The sequence below is a fragment of the Chryseobacterium sp. 1B4 genome, assembly GCF_036631475.1.
Lineage (GTDB): Bacteria > Bacteroidota > Bacteroidia > Flavobacteriales > Weeksellaceae > Chryseobacterium.
Genome location: NZ_JAPNUF010000013.1, coordinates 17,809 through 35,510 on the forward strand (window position 1 = coordinate 17,809; position 17,702 = coordinate 35,510).

At 38.2% G+C, this 17,702-nt stretch carries 19 protein-coding genes and 1 pseudogene; 7 read left to right on the plus strand and 13 right to left on the minus strand.

Features of this window, described 5'->3' with window-relative positions; all coding sequences use genetic code 11:
- Positions 1-52: 52 nt before the first annotated feature.
- From OWR28_RS25510 to OWR28_RS25535, 6 genes and pseudogenes are all read right to left on the minus strand, one after another.
- The gene (locus tag OWR28_RS25510) at positions 53-1,000 is read right to left on the minus strand and encodes a M1 family aminopeptidase (protein ID WP_332389040.1); all 948 of its coding nucleotides are present in this window, start codon (positions 998-1,000) and stop codon (positions 53-55) included.
- On the minus strand, positions 906-2,945 hold the full coding sequence (locus OWR28_RS25515) for a hypothetical protein (protein WP_332389041.1): 2,040 nt from the start codon (positions 2,943-2,945) through the stop codon (positions 906-908). Before OWR28_RS25515 ends, OWR28_RS25510 begins: the two co-directional genes overlap by 95 nt.
- Positions 2,946-2,959: 14 nt before the next feature.
- Positions 2,960-3,292 carry a hypothetical protein gene (locus OWR28_RS25520; protein ID WP_332389042.1) on the minus strand — a complete coding sequence of 111 codons (333 nt, stop codon included), beginning with the start codon at positions 3,290-3,292 and terminating at the stop codon, positions 2,960-2,962.
- Positions 3,293-3,294: 2 nt separating this feature from the next.
- Positions 3,295-4,165 (minus strand): annotated as a pseudogene (locus tag OWR28_RS25525) (ABC transporter ATP-binding protein).
- Between the two features lie 176 nt (positions 4,166-4,341).
- Positions 4,342-4,545 carry a helix-turn-helix domain-containing protein gene (locus OWR28_RS25530; RefSeq protein WP_002980904.1) on the minus strand — a complete coding sequence of 68 codons (204 nt, stop codon included), beginning with the start codon at positions 4,543-4,545 and terminating at the stop codon, positions 4,342-4,344.
- Between the two features lies 1 nt (position 4,546).
- The gene (locus OWR28_RS25535) at positions 4,547-5,062 is read right to left on the minus strand and encodes a DUF2975 domain-containing protein (RefSeq protein ID WP_332389043.1); all 516 of its coding nucleotides are present in this window, start codon (positions 5,060-5,062) and stop codon (positions 4,547-4,549) included.
- Positions 5,063-5,223: 161 nt separating this feature from the next.
- Between OWR28_RS25535 and OWR28_RS25540 the strand changes: the two genes are divergently transcribed.
- Complete coding sequence (locus tag OWR28_RS25540; protein WP_332389044.1) at positions 5,224-5,565, plus strand: TfoX/Sxy family protein; 342 nt, start codon at positions 5,224-5,226, stop codon at positions 5,563-5,565.
- A 98-nt stretch (positions 5,566-5,663) separates the two neighbouring features.
- Here OWR28_RS25540 and OWR28_RS25545 read toward each other — a convergent pair whose 3' ends face one another.
- From OWR28_RS25545 to OWR28_RS25555, 3 genes are all read right to left on the minus strand, one after another.
- A complete protein-coding gene (locus tag OWR28_RS25545; protein ID WP_332389045.1) occupies positions 5,664-6,761 on the minus strand; it encodes a nucleotidyltransferase domain-containing protein in 1,098 nt (365 codons plus the stop codon).
- 214 nt (positions 6,762-6,975) lie between these two features.
- Entirely contained in the window at positions 6,976-7,290 is a 315-nt protein-coding gene (locus OWR28_RS25550; RefSeq protein ID WP_332389046.1) for a hypothetical protein, read from the minus strand.
- Positions 7,291-7,301: 11 nt separating this feature from the next.
- On the minus strand, positions 7,302-8,051 hold the full coding sequence (locus OWR28_RS25555) for a nucleotidyltransferase domain-containing protein (RefSeq protein WP_332389047.1): 750 nt from the start codon (positions 8,049-8,051) through the stop codon (positions 7,302-7,304).
- A gap of 290 nt (positions 8,052-8,341) precedes the next feature.
- On the opposite strand from OWR28_RS25555, the gene cobT reads away from it, so the two are divergent.
- Positions 8,342-9,349 carry a nicotinate-nucleotide--dimethylbenzimidazole phosphoribosyltransferase gene (cobT, locus tag OWR28_RS25560; RefSeq protein WP_332389048.1) on the plus strand — a complete coding sequence of 336 codons (1,008 nt, stop codon included), beginning with the start codon at positions 8,342-8,344 and terminating at the stop codon, positions 9,347-9,349.
- 56 nt (positions 9,350-9,405) lie between these two features.
- Here cobT and OWR28_RS25565 read toward each other — a convergent pair whose 3' ends face one another.
- Positions 9,406-10,410 carry a hypothetical protein gene (locus OWR28_RS25565; protein ID WP_332389049.1) on the minus strand — a complete coding sequence of 335 codons (1,005 nt, stop codon included), beginning with the start codon at positions 10,408-10,410 and terminating at the stop codon, positions 9,406-9,408.
- Positions 10,411-10,572: 162 nt separating this feature from the next.
- Between OWR28_RS25565 and OWR28_RS25570 the strand changes: the two genes are divergently transcribed.
- Positions 10,573-11,358 (plus strand): adenosylcobinamide-GDP ribazoletransferase, encoded by a 786-nt coding sequence (locus tag OWR28_RS25570; RefSeq protein WP_332389050.1) that lies wholly within the window; start codon positions 10,573-10,575, stop codon positions 11,356-11,358.
- Positions 11,343-11,915, plus strand: coding sequence for an alpha-ribazole phosphatase family protein (cobC, locus tag OWR28_RS25575; RefSeq protein ID WP_332389051.1), 573 nt, complete (start codon positions 11,343-11,345; stop codon positions 11,913-11,915). Before OWR28_RS25570 ends, cobC begins: the two co-directional genes overlap by 16 nt.
- A 364-nt stretch (positions 11,916-12,279) precedes the next feature.
- On the opposite strand, the gene OWR28_RS25580 is transcribed toward cobC, so the two are convergent.
- From OWR28_RS25580 to OWR28_RS27430, 3 genes are all read right to left on the minus strand, one after another.
- The gene (locus tag OWR28_RS25580) at positions 12,280-13,059 is read right to left on the minus strand and encodes a hypothetical protein (protein ID WP_332389052.1); all 780 of its coding nucleotides are present in this window, start codon (positions 13,057-13,059) and stop codon (positions 12,280-12,282) included.
- On the minus strand, positions 13,056-14,033 hold the full coding sequence (locus OWR28_RS25585; protein WP_332389053.1) for a hypothetical protein: 978 nt from the start codon (positions 14,031-14,033) through the stop codon (positions 13,056-13,058). Before OWR28_RS25585 ends, OWR28_RS25580 begins: the two co-directional genes overlap by 4 nt.
- Positions 14,034-14,325: 292 nt before the next feature.
- Entirely contained in the window at positions 14,326-15,126 is an 801-nt protein-coding gene (locus OWR28_RS27430) for an RtcB family protein (protein WP_494168544.1), read from the minus strand.
- Between the two features lie 737 nt (positions 15,127-15,863).
- On the opposite strand from OWR28_RS27430, the gene OWR28_RS25595 reads away from it, so the two are divergent.
- The 3 genes from OWR28_RS25595 (at position 15,864) to OWR28_RS25605 (ending at position 17,523) form a co-directional block, all read left to right on the plus strand.
- Positions 15,864-16,199 carry a HopJ type III effector protein gene (locus OWR28_RS25595; protein ID WP_332389055.1) on the plus strand — a complete coding sequence of 112 codons (336 nt, stop codon included), beginning with the start codon at positions 15,864-15,866 and terminating at the stop codon, positions 16,197-16,199.
- Positions 16,200-16,262: 63 nt separating this feature from the next.
- Positions 16,263-17,282, plus strand: a complete 1,020-nt coding sequence (locus OWR28_RS25600; protein ID WP_332389056.1) for a WYL domain-containing protein — start codon at positions 16,263-16,265, stop codon at positions 17,280-17,282.
- A 103-nt stretch (positions 17,283-17,385) separates the two neighbouring features.
- Positions 17,386-17,523, plus strand: coding sequence for a hypothetical protein (locus OWR28_RS25605; protein WP_002980888.1), 138 nt, complete (start codon positions 17,386-17,388; stop codon positions 17,521-17,523).
- Positions 17,524-17,702: the final 179 nt, after the last annotated feature.

A 17,702-nucleotide genomic window follows, 5' to 3' on the forward strand; every position in this document is an offset into this window, starting at 1 on the left:
TAAATCATCATTTTATTTTGTTACAGTTCCTGAAAAATATTTTCAGAAAAAATTAAAACCCGTCAATCGGTTCCTTTAGTTTTGCCTCTGTGGAAGCCGTATCAGGACCGGAAGTAAAAATGATATCTTCTGTAGTTTTAAATAACCTGTCAATCTGTTTTCGGGTTGAGGCGTCAGGAGCAACTTTGTAAAACTCACGGATCAGGTCTGATGAAGCGGGTTTCTTTGGATACCGGTTATTGTTGAGAAAGTTTTTTAAGGCTGTATTCACATGATCTTCACCTATCAGGTTGCTCAACTGTACCATGGCAATCGCGCCTTTGGAATAAGAAATGTGAGGAACATTTCCCGTAGCTTTATAAATAGGTACATTCTCAGACAGTCCTTTTTCATTATCGTAGATCTGCTGGTGTACCTTGATTCTTTCCATCATTTTTTCTTTGCCATGCATTTTTTTATACAGCATCATTTCCGTATACATCGCTAACGTTTCAGTAAGCATTACAGAGCCTTTCCGGTCATCCGGATCAATCCGGCTGTTTCCCCACCAGAGATGGGAAAGCTCATGCCCGGCCAGTTCATTGATGACATCCTGCTTCTTATCTGCCTGTATATTGGCATGAAAAATCATATCTTCCGGCATAAAGACCACAGAAGGATAGGCAGTGGCGGCAAAGCCCCGGGTAAAAGAAGAAATTTCAGCAAAACTGATGGTTTTAAAAGGATATGGCCCAAAATTCTGCTGACAATAATCCAAGGTAAGCTTAGCATTTTCAAGAAGATGGCTGACGTTTTCAGAATGTTTTTGATGATAAAAGATAGTAACGGCTATCCCTTTATAATTCATGCTTTTTACTTTATATTCTGCAGAAGAAACAGCAAACCGGAAAGGAATCTGCTCTGCTTTATATTCGAAATAATTTCGTCCGGATTTTGTCCATTTTTTTATCAGATCTCCGGTACCTATGGCTGTTTGATCCCTCTCGGTGGAAACAATCATATTGAGGTCGATAAAATCTTTTTTCCACTTCAGGAGCTTCTGGTTCTTTCAATCCTGTGCGCTTTCCCAGTTTGAAATGATCGCGCTGTTTCTGATCGTGGATTTCATAATCTTTTTGATAACCAATCACAGGATAATACCTGCTGATTCTCATAAATGATCCGTTTTTTATGACAGCATTAAAAGGCTGATGTCCGTTTACAGCAAACCATTGATATGATAATGTAAAATCAAGAAAAGCAGTTTTTCCCGGCAGAAGAGGTTGTTTTACTATAACTTCCGTGATGTTTTGAAGAATCTCTGTTTTTTCATTTCCTGATGTCATTACAGCAGATTCAAGCTGTAAGTCTTTATTAAAATTGATAAGGATCTTATTAATGGGTTGATTGGTTAGGTTGGTAAGTATATATTTTCCGGTGATCTGATAAGTATTTTCCGAAGGATACAGCTTAATTTCTGTAGTAATACCGGTGATATCAGGCTGTGGAATATGTTCATATTTCCGGTAATTCTTTTCATATTCTACGGAACTTAAGATGTTCTGCTGTTCATTTTTAGGAACGTATCCTTCCATAAAGAATATTCCGGCAATGATCCCTGAGATCAGCAGAAAGATAGTGAAAATCAAAGCGGAAACACGTATTTTTTTAATCTTTACAATACTGTTGAATAACCACAGCATACTGATGATCCCTGCTCCGAATATAAGTCTTTCTGCAAAAGCTTTTTCATAAATTCCATACCCGTTAAAATCACTGTAAGACCCTTTGAAATCTGAAAATATTCTGAGAAGAGGGTAAGAAATGATTTTCCCGGAAACCGGTCCTGACAACATGAAAACAGCAAGAATGGAAATTCCCAGCCCTATAAATTTATTGGGAATTCTGTCATTTATCAACAGGATAAATCCTGAAAATAAGATCAAAGGAAAAGTATTGAAAAGAAAAACACCGAGATAGGCGTTCCAATCAATATGAAAATACTGATAAGCTGCCTGGAAAATAATTCCCTGAACCATTAAAATCCCGGTAAAGAAGAACAGCAGTAAACTGACCGAAACAAAATGACCAGTTAACCGGTTTTTTGCAAAGAAAGTACTGTTTTCAATCAGGTTGAATCCGGAAGATTGGCTTCTCCAGTAAATATCATTCAGAAAATAAGCCGTAATCAGCAGGCCAAGCAGATGAAAATTCTCTGAGATGGTTGCTGCCATCAGTCCGGAGCTTGCATACTTCTGCGGAAGGCGGATTCCTTTTTCAATTTCAGCATACATTTCCATTCCGACTGAGAATAGCAGCAGAATAGAAACCGCAGGAACAGCAATGCTCTTGAACAGATAGGTAAGGTCTGTTTTTACGAAAGAAAATACGGACCGGATTGAACACCACCAGTTAAAGTCTGGAGCAACAATAGAATATTCCAATGTACCTATTTCAGAGAATGATTGAAGGTTTCCCTGTGTTTTTACTTTCTGTCCTGATGTATTGGAGAAAGAAAATAATGTAAAGGATAGCAATAAAAATCCAAAAGAAAGCAGTAAAAATAAGATTCTGTTGAACAGAATATAGCCCGTGAAAGGGACCAGCTGGATATTTTTCTGATGAACTGTAAGATCGCCGGCCTGCAAAAAATAAGCCGATAATCCAAACGGATCGATCAAAGCCGAAAGCTGCTGTGTTTCCAATGACTGAGGGAGACTTCCTGCCATAAACGGGGAATTGGAAAACAGTAAAATGATCATATACAATACATACAGAAGCAGCCCGCCCGCTACCACCATCAGTTTTTTCTTTACTGTAAATGAAATAAGGAACAGAAAGCTGCAGACAAAGAAACTGTTGATTAACCCGAAGATCAATAATGGGTACAGGTAATACAGGATATTAAAATACTCCTGCATTTCACTTCCTGTACGCATCAGCTGCCCGAGGAGGAAGCCCGTCATTAAAAATGTAAAACTTAAAAAGTCTGAAGGAAATACGCATAAAATTTCCCTTTCAGATAAGTGTATTTTGAAAAAGGAAAAGAAAACAGAATGCTGTCAAATTTTGAATCCTGATCCCTGAACAACAGTTGTAACGCATAAATGATAGCAAAAAAAATAACGGCAAGGCTTAGCATTCCGGTCATAAAACCGATAGTGTAAGGTGAGTTCAGATAAATTCCTTCCCCGGCTGAAAGATTGAACTGGCTGCCGCAGAAGATACCTATTCCTGTTAAAAGTAAAGCCACAAGATAGGCAGGCCAGTGGTAGGTGCTACGTCTGGCTTCGAATATAAATAAAGTGTTCATGGTTAAGGTTTTTGAATAAGCGTATGGAAATAAACGTGTTCCAGTAAAGGGGTTACGGAGATAAAGTCTTTCGGGGACTCTTCAGAAAATACGGTGATGTGAAGTTCTCTTTCCAGCAATTGTCTGCTGATGATCTCATAATTGGAACCATAAGTTTCCAGCTCGTTTTTGTAGATAGGTTTTGACCATATTTTGTTTTCCAGTTCAGCCATCAATGTTCCCGGGTTTCCTTTTCTAAGGATCTGTCCATGATTCATCACTGCCATTTCCGAACAGAGATTTCTGACATCTTCCACGAGATGGGTAGACAAAATAACAATCACTTCCTGACTGATATCGTTGAGCAAAGTATTGAAACGGTTGCGTTCTTCAGGATCCAGTCCTGCAGTAGGCTCATCGACAATGATAATTTCCGGATCACCTAACAGGGCCTGTGCCACCCCAAAACGCTGTTTCATTCCGCCTGAAAAAGTATGGACTTCTTTTTTGCAAAATCAGAAAGATTGACTTTTTCAAGCAGACCCAGAATTTGGGTTTTACGTTGATTCTTATTGTTAATGCCTTTCAGAATGGCAATATGTTCTAACAAATCATACGCGGACACTTTCGGATACACGCCAAAATCCTGGGAAGAAATCCCAGATTCTGTTTAATATAATCAGGGTTTTTAACGATATCCACATCATTGAAAAGCAGCGTTCCGGAAGTGGGTTTCTGAAGTCCGACAATGGTTTTCATCAGAGAGGATTTACCGGCTCCGTTCGGACCAAGCAGCCCGAACATTCCGTTTTTGATATCAAGAGAAATGTTCTTAATGGCTTGAAAACCATTTTTATAGGTAAGACTAAGGTTGTTGATGGTTAATGTGTTCATAGCGTTGTGTTTGGGCAATAGAAGGACAGGCGGCCTTTCGGCAGCAATTTTGGGTTTAAAGTTTAAAGTTTAAGTTTATGGCTGGAAGCTGGATGCTAGAAGTTAGAAGTGAACTTTATACTCCACTCTCAAACACTCTGACTCTCAAACCTCGCAACACGCATCCTGAATCCCAACTACTCTTTAAATTCAAGAATATCTCCCGGCTGGCATTCCAGGATTTTACAGATCGCTTCAAGGGTATCGAAACGGACGCCTTTGGCTTTACCGGTCTTCAGGATAGAAAGGTTAACGGGTGTGATACCCAGTTTTTCTGCCAATTCTTTACTCTGCATTTTTCGTTTGGCAAGCATCACATCTAAGTTGACTATAATTGGCATGTTAAATAAATAGGTCTTGTTCGTTTTGCAAATGTAGTCCTTGCTTAAAGATATTCGCAAGAAACAGGCAGAAAATTCCAAGCATAAAGTGAATAAACACCAGTCCCCAGATGATACTTTCTACTTCCACAAAGAAACTCGCGATAATCACCAGCGGAAGAGGAATGAAAATATTATACAGGTAAAATCTCGTCAGCTGCCGTATATTATCCTGTGTAAAAAGTTTCTGCTGAAAAAATACTCTGAAAACCCTGGCGGCCAACCAGAAAAAGATTCCGTATGTGATAAGCACAGACAGAAATGAAAAGATGATATACGGATAGCTGTTGTCAATATTCAGGAAAGGTTTTTCTGTAAACGGATAATTGATATGAAGGTATTTCCCGTCTCCATAAGGCATAACAGAAAAATCTGTTATAAGGCAGATCAGAGAGTACAGCACAGTGATTAAATATCCCACCGATAATACGGAACAGATATAAAATAGAATTCTTGCAATAATTTTAGTCTGATTCATGATACGCATATTGATATTGCAAATGTATAATTAATTATCGTAAAACAATAATTAATTTAAATAAAATTTTATCCTTTGAAATTAGAATCCATTTCTAAAAAGAAGAAATAGCGTGATCATCACTGTTTTTTGTTAATTTTAAATAACTAAAAATTAAAATAATGGCTTACAGTACTGAACTTGCCGACCGGGTACGCGAACGGCTTTCTCTGGAAAATAATATAGAGATTGAAGAAAAGAAAATGTTCAGCGGACTGTCTTTTCTGGTGAACGGGAAGATGTGTATCAACATCAGCCATGAAAATCTGATGTGCCGTTACGATCCTGAACTGGAAGATGAGGTTTCGGAGAAGAAAGGCTTTTTGCCGATGATTATGAAAGGAAAGCAGCTTAAAGGATATTGTTACGTAGAACCTTCAGGTTTCAAAAAGCCTGATGATTTTGAATACTGGATCAAAATCTGCCTTGATTATAATCCGATGGCGAAGGTCTCGAAGAAGTGAGTGGTGCGGGATTCGGGATTCGGGGTGCGGGTGGTTGAGTTTAAGGGTGAAAGAGTTTGAGAGTGGGAGCATTGGCAATTCAACAGTCCCACCATTCATCACTCATTATTATACAGTTTTTCTCTGATCTGAATTAATATTTTTGTTGTTTTATCCAGATCCGGAAAGTCGGGCAGAGTGGTAGTAGAATAATGATCTTCTATGGATTGTATCAGGTTTTCAGCCTTTTGCATGACGCTTTCATACGACTGGTTGCCCGCTTTGATATCTAGAAGTTCGTCACGGTTTTCTACACGAATCGTCAGTGAACCGGTTTTAAAAATCTGTTCACATGACTGCAGCAGCCGGATGGTGTGCATCATATTTTTGCTGTCATAGTTCTGTCCGTGGGTCTGATTAACATTGTAACGGTCTTCATTACGCTCAGCCACCCATTTCCAGTATTCCCTGTAGTCTTTACAGTAAACAGAGTACGCATCAAGATTGCAGAACATATAAGCGACCGGTTTTTCATTTTTAGGAACGGACGATACGCAAACCTGATTAGCCTCTTCATTCTGAATAATTCCTTTATATCCCAATATTCCCGACTCATCGTAAAATAAAGCATACATTCCTTTTGTATGATCAATGCTCACCAATCCGCAATTTTCCTGTGAGAGACCACCCCGTCCTACGGACACCCCTCCAGAGGATCGGAATTCATTCAGCCAGTTTTTCAATGAAACAGAACCTTGTCCGTCAAGGATAAAGCAGAAATCCAGAATCGATTTCCTTTCTTTATCAACAGGGTTTACAATTTTTTTATTGAGTCCTTTGGCCTTTTTAATCTGTGAAACCGCATAACCTGCAAAGGTACCTTTACAGAGTCTGGATAGGAAATCCTCCGTTTTCAGCAGATCCATCAACGGATGTCTGTACAGCATACAATCCTCCGGACTGGCCAGAATTTCCAGGATATTAGGATTGTTTTTCTGCAGCAGTTCTATAAACCTCCCGATTTCATAATAGGTAATATCATTCGTCTCATTGGAAATCTGCGGAATATAGTTCAGCCCAAAGAAATCTTCCTTCGGCAGATAATACACCCCGCGGATATCCGTATCAGAATTTTCCGTCGCCAACCCGAAAGCTCTGCTTCCGGAAATGGCTTCGAAGAGGAGGAGGTTTTTGTTTTTTAGGTCTTGGATGGTCATTTTTATTTAAATTGTAATTTCTTGATAAAATCAATTTTTTGATATTTAATCATGAGATTGTTAATCTCATTTTTTTCAAATCCATAATGGGAACGTCCTGCAATATATCCTTTTTTATCACCATTTATAATCAGAAATTCTTCACCTCCGCACGTTTCAAATGTATAAACCCCAATATAAAAAGCAGTAGTTTTAAATTTCTGAAGGCATTCATTCAAAAATGAAAAATCAATACTTTCAGAAATAAATTTTTTTCGAGTAATGAATACTCATAATTTCCTTCATCAAGGATATTTTGAAGAAATTCAAAATTTGTATCGGCATCCATATATTTAGTGACAACAAACTCTACAAACTCCTTAGTATAAAATATTTTGTAATCATCAGCATTTTTGAGCGCCTGATAATAAAAATTTTCAGATTGTTCAGGAAATGTGGCAAAATAATTCCGGATGTTTTCCGGTATTATTATTCCGTATTTTGACTGTATTGTACTGCAGTGTTCAATGAAAGAATTCTTTTTCTTCATGGATTTAAATTTTAATGTTTTAATACCTCCCTAAAAACCCTCTCCATCTCCCCTTTATCCGCCTTTCCTCCCGATAAGCTTTTCGATTTTTCCTCATTTTCAGCGATTGTTCTCTCCAGAAAATCAAACAGTTCCCAATCGTTCGGGTGGTAATAGGATTCTCCTTTGGTTGCTTTTAAGGCAACAAGATCTTCTATTTTCCGTCTGGTGGTTTCATCTGTTAAAACAAGCAGGTCACTGAATAATACAGGAGGAACTGTTCCCTTTTCTATGATCCATTTTCCTGTTAACGTGGTTCGTAAGCAATAAAAGTAACTTTTTAATTTGACTTCATCACTTCTGCAAGCTTCCAGGTATTTCTTGCTCATGCTCAGATAATGGTAAGAAACGGCAACCGGAGAAAAACAGGCATCTGCCAAAGGTTTGAACAGTTCTACAAACTTTTCATCCGCTTTATAAACGATAGGGGAATAGAACCAGCTCAATAAAGCCGCATTCGACTTTAACAAGAGATGAAACGTCTTTCGCAGGTCCCAACCGGAGCCGTCCAGATCATCTTCTGTCATAAATTCTATTGTTTCATCTTTATCCCAGGGAGAAAGGTACCAGTCTTTTTCATGACGGTATATAAAACGGATATCATAATCACTGTCAGGAGATGCAAAACCCCAGGCTCTGCTTCCTGATTCTACTGCAAGAAGGACTTCCACGCCCCGTGCTGCTTCTATTTCTTTTATTTTTTCAAGTATTTTGGGTGTCATTGTTTTTGATTTATACTGCAAAGTAAAGAGCTAAGTGCGCAATGTTCTTACGTTGTTTTTTTGTTGCGGGATCCGGGATCCGGGTTTCGGGTTTCGGGTTTGAGAGTAGGAGAGTGAGAGTGTTTGAGAGTGGGAGCGTTATAAGGTCAGAGAGTTTGAAATTGAGGGATATTTAGCTTCCAGCTCCCGGCTTCTGGCTTCCAGCTTATAAAAACTCCAGACAAACCATACAAAATACTCTCTATTTCACTAATATTGCATTTTTCCATTTAACATCACTATAAAGATCCATGTTATCATCAGAATTACAGCATAAAATTGATTTTAAAACAAAACCTTTAGGCGCATTAGGGCATTTGGAACATCTGGCCCATAAAATAGGAATGGTACAAAAAACCACTTCACCACAGTTACTGAATCCTCATATGGTAGTTTTTGCTGCCGATCATGGAATTGCCACTGCAGGCGTAAGTGCCTATCCACAGGAAGTCACCTATCAGATGGTGATGAATTTCTTAGGAGGAGGTGCCGCCATCAATGTTTTTTGCAGACAGAATGGTATTACAATCAAAATTGTAGATGCCGGAGTGAATTTCGATTTTCCGGAAGGACTGAATCTGATTGATAAAAAGGTAAGAAAATCCAGCCGTAATATCCTGGAGGAACCTGCCATGACGCCTGAAGAATACCGGCAGGCTCTTAAAAATGGAAAATCTGTGGTGAATGATATTGCGAAAAAAGGCTGCAATATTATAGGTTTTGGAGAAATGGGAATAGGAAATACATCTGCTTCTTCTTTGATGATGAGCAAGCTCTTTGATATCCCGGTCACCCATTGTGTAGGACGTGGAACCGGATTGAATGACCATCAGCTGCAGAATAAGATCCATATCTTAACGGAAGCGGTTGAAAAATATCCTTCCGAAATGACCGAAGATGAAATAGCCCAAACCTTTGGCGGATTGGAAATTGCCCAAATGATCGGAGCCATAGAAGAAGCGTATCATCACAATATGCTGATTATGGTGGATGGATTTATTGCCACAGTAGCAGTAGCAACGGTCTGGAAAAAGAATCCTGAGATTCTGAACAATTGTATCTTCTGCCATGTAAGCAATGAAAATGCCCATCCTCAGTTATTGGGACTGATGAGAGAACAGGCTATTCTCAATCTGAATCTGCGCCTCGGAGAAGGAACAGGCTGTGCTTTAGCCTATCCGATTATTCAAAGTGCCGTTAATTTCCTGAATGAAATGTCCAGCTTTGAAGATGCTCAGATTTCTAATAAATCATCTTAACTTCATACATAAGAAAGGGGCAATGAAGCCCCTTTTTATCTTAAAATCAATTATAATTAATAAGTGTGTGCAACATCTTTACCTGTAAACATCATTCTTACAGGTTTATTTTGAATAGCACCCTCATTGAATTTATAGATATTAAATATCTGCATCGTAGGGATATACCTGTATAAACCATCATCTACAAGATAAAGTTTTCCGGTATTGGTGTTTCGTACCAGCTGGGTTCCTGAAGTGATGTCCGGTCCTCTTTCTCCTGTGTAATCTTCTATATTTACCTTAAAAACCAGATAGGCTTTACCCTGAACAGCAAACAGATTATTGATCACTGCAAAAGATTCAATACGTCTCAGGGTACTTTCAAATACGATATAAAGGGTTCCTGTCGCATTATCCTGGAAAAACTGTCCGTCATGAACACGGTATGCTTTGGGTTCAGAATCTTTCAGGTAGAAAGCGATTCCTTCATATTCATAGCCGTCTTTTCCGTCTCCCAGCTCATTTTTGTCTCTGGTGTAAAAGTGCGTCTTTTTATCACCGTTGAAATACCTGTAAATAGGAAAACTTCCAGGCTCATCACCATTATAGCTGGTGCCGAGATTTCTTTTCTCCCAATTGCTTTGTCCCACCAATTCATTAGGATTAGTCGTTAATACCAGATCATTGGTTCCTGTGTGAAACCATCTTGTAATGACAGGGCCGGGTCCGTCTGCAGAACCTAATAAACTTTCCTGAAAGTAATAGTCCAGTCCTGGATAGGATTTAGGAAGTTCGGACGGTAACGGAGAGGTATTGTACAGGTGCTTTTTGGTCAGATTACTGTAGAAACCGTAAATAGGATTCGTTAAATAAAAAGATTTTGACCAGATTCCTGCAGGGGAGGTTGGGGTGTCCGGAGTATCTCTGAAGCCTCCTTTTGCTAACATGTTACTACCGGATGCATTTAAGGCTTGTGCTTCATTTACATTGTCCAGCTCATCACCGGGAGCTGAACAGCTTACGATGGATATAAGACATAATCCAACGAAATACGCTTTTTTCATTTGTTCTTTTTTCATGGTTATTAATGGGGCAAAGTAAAAAATATGCTGAATGCAAAAGGTAAATCTTAAGGTGATAAGATTCATGTTTCTTATTTTTTTAACTGATCCCTTTACCGTTGTTAAAAGCTTTCCTAATTTTACAGGAACTGACTAAGTAATTTTTAGACTAAAAAGAAAATGAAAATCCTCAAAAATGAACTGATCTATTTTGCTACAGCACTCATGTTCTTCACCAGAATTCCGGTTCCGTTTACTGTTCCGTATTCCAGTGAGATTATGAATAAATCTCAGAAATATTTTGCGTGGGTAGGTCTTTTGGTAGGATTGATCAATGCAGTGGTGCTTTTTTCTACCATGTTGTTTAACCTTGAGGTTGGGATCGTTTTAATGATGATTGCCGGTGTTTTGCTGACAGGAGCTTTCCATGAAGATGGTTTTACAGATATGTGTGACAGTTTCGGGGGCGGATACGGAAAAGAAAAAATCCTGACCATTATGAAGGACAGCCGGGTAGGAGCATATGGTACCATAGGCATTATTCTGCTTTTTGCTTTAAAGTTTTACAGTATTCAGGCGTTGGGTAGTGTCGGTGATCAACCGGTCAGAGTACTGGGAATCATTATTCTGGCCCATACGGTGAGCCGGTTTATTTCAGGAACGATGATCTATACCCACCAATATGTTACGGATATCGATGTCAGTAAATCAAAGCCTCTGGCCAATAAGCCTCTGGATGGAACAGCTTTGCTGGTAGGATTTATTAGTGTTCTGGTGGCTTTTGCCCTGATCCCGGACTGGAGATTGATTTTCGCTTTTGCTTTGGCTTATGCTGGTAAAATATATATGGGCTGGTATTTTAAAAAACATATCGGCGGTTACACAGGAGACTGTCTGGGATCTGTTCAGCAGGTTTGTGAAGTTTTATTTTATCTAGGAACAATCATCGTATGGAAATTCATCTGATCCGTCATACCGCTGTAGAAAATCCTGAAAATCTGTGTTATGGTTTTGCAGAGATGCCTTTAAAGAAAAATTATATTGATGATTTTAAATCGCTGGATATTGATTGTCGTTTTGATGTCATTATTTCCAGTCCTTCTGAGCGCTGCCGTTTGTTAGCGGATTATTTTAAATTTAATTATCACACCGATGAAAGACTCCGTGAAATGAATTTCGGGAATTGGGAACTGAAAAAATGGACCGATATTCCGGAAGAAGAAATCACTCCGTGGTACAAAGATTTCGTCAATATTAAAACTGCCGGCGGAGAAAATCTTCTTGAAATGCAAAACAGAGTTCTCAGCTTCTGGCGGGATTTAATTGGTAGAAAAAGTAAGGAGAAAGTACTCATTATTACTCATGCCGGAGTCATTCGTCTGATCCTTCAGACTGTGCTTCAGTTTCCGCTGGAGAATATGTTTACTATTCAGATTGATTATGGAAAGAAAGTGATTATTCATGTGAATGAAGGGATTTTTCGTAAAAAAGGTGAATGTATAATAGCTGTTCTTATTCAATAGGAACGGACTTTAGTCCGTTTAATAAGATTACAGTTTTCAAACGGCTTTAGCCGAAACTTAAGCTGTTTGTAATAGAATACATTTAGGTAATTCTGATTTTTGGAGGCTGGATTTCTACGGAATGACAAACTGTATGGATAAACTATCATTGCAATTGTGTCATTCCATAGAAATCCAGTTGGTGTTATCAGGTAAAATTAATTGGGAATTGCAATTCTGAATACTATTTGAACTGAAACATGAAAATTCTCCTCCCTCGGAGGGGTGGCGGAAATTCAAAGAATTTTTGACGGGTAGTTTTCAGCGTTTACCAGCAAAATTTCACAAAAACGCCACCTGATGCAACCAGATGACGTCTTAGAATTTATTTAAAAATCCTGATAAAACTATCTTTTTCCAGGCTTTCCAGCGAGAAATCAAAATCAGCTTCCGCTTTTTCTGTGGTGATCTCAGCCCCAAGCTCTTTTACAAGCTCATTGAAGGACATTGCTTCATACCATTGCTGGTATAATGCCGTTGTTGCCATCGTAGAAACCTGATTATTTCCTGAAACATGAGAATGACCTGCTCCGAAATTCAATAGTACGAAACATTGTTTTTCGTTTTTTGTGGCCAGCATTCCCAGAATCATTTGCTTCTGGACAGCGTTACATCTGGCTTCAGCAAACAGATTATTAGGATTCATCATATAGTCATAAGAGATATTATCTCCTTTTCCGATAATGATTTTATATCCGGAATCCGCATTCCCACTGAAAACGTTGTTCATCACAAGTGTTGGTGCACAATGTCCTTTATTGGCGTAAAGATATTCAACGGCACCATTGGGTGCAGAAGTCATATCTCCGGAGTACATCAGCTGTCCGTTTTCGTGATTATAAGCAGCATTCCAGCCTATTTTTCCTGCAATATTCAATCCTGAAAGGTCAAGGTCACGGGCACCCCAACGATCTTCCCAATAGACCCCTACAGCAAGTCTTTCAGCATAAAAACGGGTTCCGGCAGGAATATTTCCTACAAACATCTTTTCAGAAGTTGGTAATGCAAATTCTACATGCTCAGGGAAATAGAATTTCTTTCCGGATAGGTTTTCATACTTCAGTTTCAGAAAATCCAGAATAAAATCATAATTGAACTGATTCACGTAAGTTTCCTTCCCTTTTTAGTCCATGATTTTCCGTTTCGCACTCTGTACACAAAGGTATCCTGCCCATACATTCTTGAATAGCATGCTGACAATGCTTTGAACAATGCAAACGGTGTCGCATTTTCCAGCCAGTGCCAGTCGCTGTTTTCCAGCAATGTATTGGTGGCATTATTCAACGGATTTGTGATCAGTGGTTTATGATGCACTTTAGACAGCTTTGATATTTTATTGACGGCTTTCGGAGCTCTGCTTTTGTAAGCCAGGAATAAAGGTTTGAACCTATTGAAAATTTCTGCCATTTTTTCCAGACCGAAGCTTTCAAACAAATAGGTTGGATTGAAATTACTCTGTTTGATCAGGTTAATCAGATCATTATTTTTGATTAAAAGCGTCGTGTTGGTTGTTTTATAAATAATATAACGGAAAAACTCAACAGGATTTTCAGGGTAAATATCGTACTGGTCGGCTATTTTTATAATGGCTTCCTTATTTCTGATATTTTCTTTTCCTGTAAAATCATATTCCAGTTCGTTATGCAGAATATCAAGCAAATCATCAATGGTTTCTTCCTTTAAAGCCATTCCTGATTTTAAAAGAGAAAGACATTTTTCCTGCATTTCTTCCACAGTATACGCTTTGATGACTTTAAAAACCATCTTCATATCCGGGACATTCAGTATTTCAGCAGGAATATAAATTTCGTTCTGAAAATCACTTCCATAGGTTGAAACATAATGGGTGATCTGTTCAATTAATAAATCATATCTGGAGGTATTCTTTATTTTCTCCCATGATTTATGGAAGGTTTTATTCAGGTCATTTCCGTTCAGTTTTTCCTTGGCATAGAAGGATATGATTTCATTTTTTGCCCAAACAGCATCAGGTTCAATGATAAAACCGTCATTGGAAATAAATGGCTTTGCATTCGATTCTTTAGCCAGTACAGCATTGAATAATTGTAGTGTTTTCATTGTTTTAAGTTTAAAAAATAAGTGAGGAGTAATTTCATTAAAAGTGAAGGGTATAGGAACTCCTTTTTACCTATAGTTTATAAAAAGCGGGGAGTAATTTATCCAAAAAATATAGGAACTCCCTTTGCCTTATAATGTATAAAAAGGCGGAAAGTAATTTTAACCTTATAGGAACTTTCTGTGCCTGAGTTTTTTCTTTAAAATAATTTTTTAGTGCTGAGAAACTTGGGTTGTTTTTATTTAAACCTTACGGGTTTCTAAAACCCGTAAGGTTTGAGTACACTTTTAAAAATTATGCTTTTCTATATTTCTTCTTTTTCTTCCATGGTGCATTTTTCTGCACATCTCCGGCCATGATACATCCGTAAGGCATTACTTCATCCAGAACTTCACAAAGTCCGTACTCTTCAATCTGCGCTCTTACATTCTTGGCACTTTTATAAGCGCTTGGAAGTTCAGAAATATCAATTTCATTGGAATAGAAACGGATATCCAATCCGGCGGTTTCCTCATTGAAGATTTCCTCAGTCGTTTTATGAGCCAGAGACTTTTTATGCTGGCTTCTGCTGAAGTTTCTTCCTGCTCCATGCGGTGCAAAACCTAAGTTTCTTTCGTTAGTTGTTCCCTGAACAATCAGTACCGGTTCAGCCATATTCAATGGAATCAGTCTTGGTCCCGTAATATCAGGCATAAATTTATCATCCAGCGGAGTTGCTCCTTTGGCATGGTAGAACAGGTCTCCATCCTTGAAAACGAAATTATGTTCGTTCCAGTATCTGTTTTCCTTTTCCATTTCAAGCTTGTTCAGAACAGCATCATGGATGGAAGTATGGTTTTCTTTAGTCCATTGTCTGATCAGCTGAAGCGCTTCCCAATAGGATTTACCTTCTTCCGTATCATAAGGAATCCAGGCATTTTCTCTCAATGTTTCGGGAGAAATTTCCTGTCTGAAACGGTTGGCCACCTTCATTCCTTTATCATATAAAGCAACTCCCGGGGCTCTTGATCCGTGATGGGTTACCATCATGGTATTTCCTGTATTTTTAGAAATTCCGACAAAAAGGAAGTGGTTTCCGTCTCCCTGGGTTCCCATATGAGAACGGGCAATGCTGATCAGCTTTTCATCATTTAAGAATTCATTTTCTCTGAAAGCCTCCATCAGTTCCTGGGACATCGGCATCTGTTCTCCTCTTGGTCTTCCTCCATACCCGAAGTGTGTTACAGAATGCGCAGCATCCAGAATATCTTTTGGATTGGCTTTTCCAAAATCCGTCAGCATCACAGAACAGCAGATATCAGCGCTATGGAATCCCGGGTGAATAGCATTTTGCGCAATCACTACGCCACCTACCGGAATCTGACCTTCAGGACCGGTAGGGCAGGCATCCGGCATTAAAGCTCCGCCAATCAGAGTAGGGGTTTTCATCAGAACACCCATTGTTTTGATTACTTTATCTACATTATCATTCTCACTTTCATGCTCAGCCCGGATGTTGATCATAAAATCTTTAGCTGTCTCGTGAAGCGGAATAAGCGCCGGCTGGGTGAACTGAGCCAGATATTCTGTGATCTGCTGTTCATTCAGTTTATTTTCATTGATATAGCTAATGGCATCTTTAAACCATTTTCCAGGTCTATATCCTAATTCGATTAAATGATTTCCATTAAATTCCATTGTTGTTTCATTTTGATGATGCAAAGTAATAACCTTATTACGCAATAGTTTTGCGTAGATAAAGAAATTTTAATTATTTTTACAAAAATTAAAAATCAGATCATCCAGGGTGGAAATCTGTATGAAATAAATAAAAAATAATAAAACCGATATCTATGGTACTATTAGAACAATTAAAACATTTCCCTGAAACCATTCAGTTTAGTGATGTTGTCGCTTATATTGACGAACATTATGAGTTTACACCTACTGCTTTTCAAAACGGAGATACTACCAATCAGGCCGGGCAAAACAATGGTTCATGCAAGGTTTTCAGCTTTGCCAGCATGCAGGATCTTACAAAAGAAGAAACTCTTTGGCTGTTTGGTGAGTTTTACAGAGAAGATGTTTTGAAAAATCCCGAAGGAACTGACCATCAGAATATCCGGAACTTTATGAAATTCGGCTGGGATGGAATTACCTTTGATGACAATGCTTTAAAAGAAAAATAATTTTAAGAAAGAGCAGAAAAAAGCAAATTTCATTTAAAACACCCAATCATTAAACACTAAGGTATGTCATCCAATAAAAATGCTCTGATCCGGTATAAAACATTAGATAAATGTCTTAAAAACAAATACAGGAAATATACGCTGGAGGATCTCATTGATGAATGTTCGGAAGCATTGTTTGAATTTGAAGGGAAAGAATCCTATGTAAGTAAACGTACAGTTCAGCTGGATCTTCAGAATATGCGGAGTGAAAAATTCGGATATGAGGCTCCTATTGAGGTTTACGAAAGAAAATACTACCGTTACAGTGATCCTGAATACAGTATTCACAATATTTCGGTGAATGAAAGTGATCTGAAAGCGATGAATAATGCAGTTCAGATCCTGAAACAGTTCAAGGACTTCTCCATGTTCAAAGAGATGAACGGGGTCATTCAGAAGCTGGAAGACTCTATTCATGCAACCAGCCAGAAATCAATTATTCATCTGGATAAAAATGAACAGCTGAAAGGCTTGGAACATATTGATATTCTGTACGACAGTATTGCTAATAAAAAGGTTTTGAAGATTCTTTATAAAAGTTTTACGGCAAGGGAATCCAGTATATATACCGTCCATCCTCAGCTGCTGAAGGAATTTAACAATCGTTGGTTCCTGATCTGTCTTTACAAACAGAAAATGTACAATCTGGCACTGGACAGAATGGAAAGTATTGAAGTGGATGACAATCTCCGGTATATTGATAAAAGCCTGGATGGGGATGAATATTTCAAAGATATTGTAGGAGTTACCGTATCAGAATCAATGGATCCGAGAAACGTGATCTTCTGGGTAGATGCAGGAAATGCACCGTATGTGAAAACCAAGCCGCTGCATAAAAGTCAGGAGGTTATCAGAGAAGACCATGAGGGTACACTTTTTAAAATCTGTGTCCAGATCAATTTTGAGCTGGAAAGACTGTTATTAGGGTTCGGAGATTCTCTGATTGTGCATAAGCCAAAGAAATTAAGGCTGAAAATGGAGGAAAAGTTCAGTGCCGGATATAAAAATTATCAGAACCTGATCATCCCTGAAGAAATCTGATTGATTTAAATGCTTTATTATCATCAGGTTATAAAGATGTGTTTGTTTCTTTATTCCATCTTGGCTTGGAAATTGCATTATTTATAATCACAAAATTATATGTATGAAATCAAGAATATTTAAAGCATTAATTGCAATCATAGCACCCATAGCAATAGAATATATTGTTAAAAAAATATCTGAGAAACTTGATAAAAAAGAAGATCAGAAAGAAAAAGAACCAAAGCAGATTACGGCTTAAACGTAAAGTAGTTAAAATTTAAAATTATTGAAAAGAGACTGTCATAACTAGGTACAGTCTCTTTTTTTTTGTTAATGGACTTTTTTGATGAACGCTGAGAACCACCCCGTCAAAAATTCTATGAATTTTTGCCACCCCTCCAGAGGATGGGAATTCTTATGTTTCAGTTGAGTTATTGG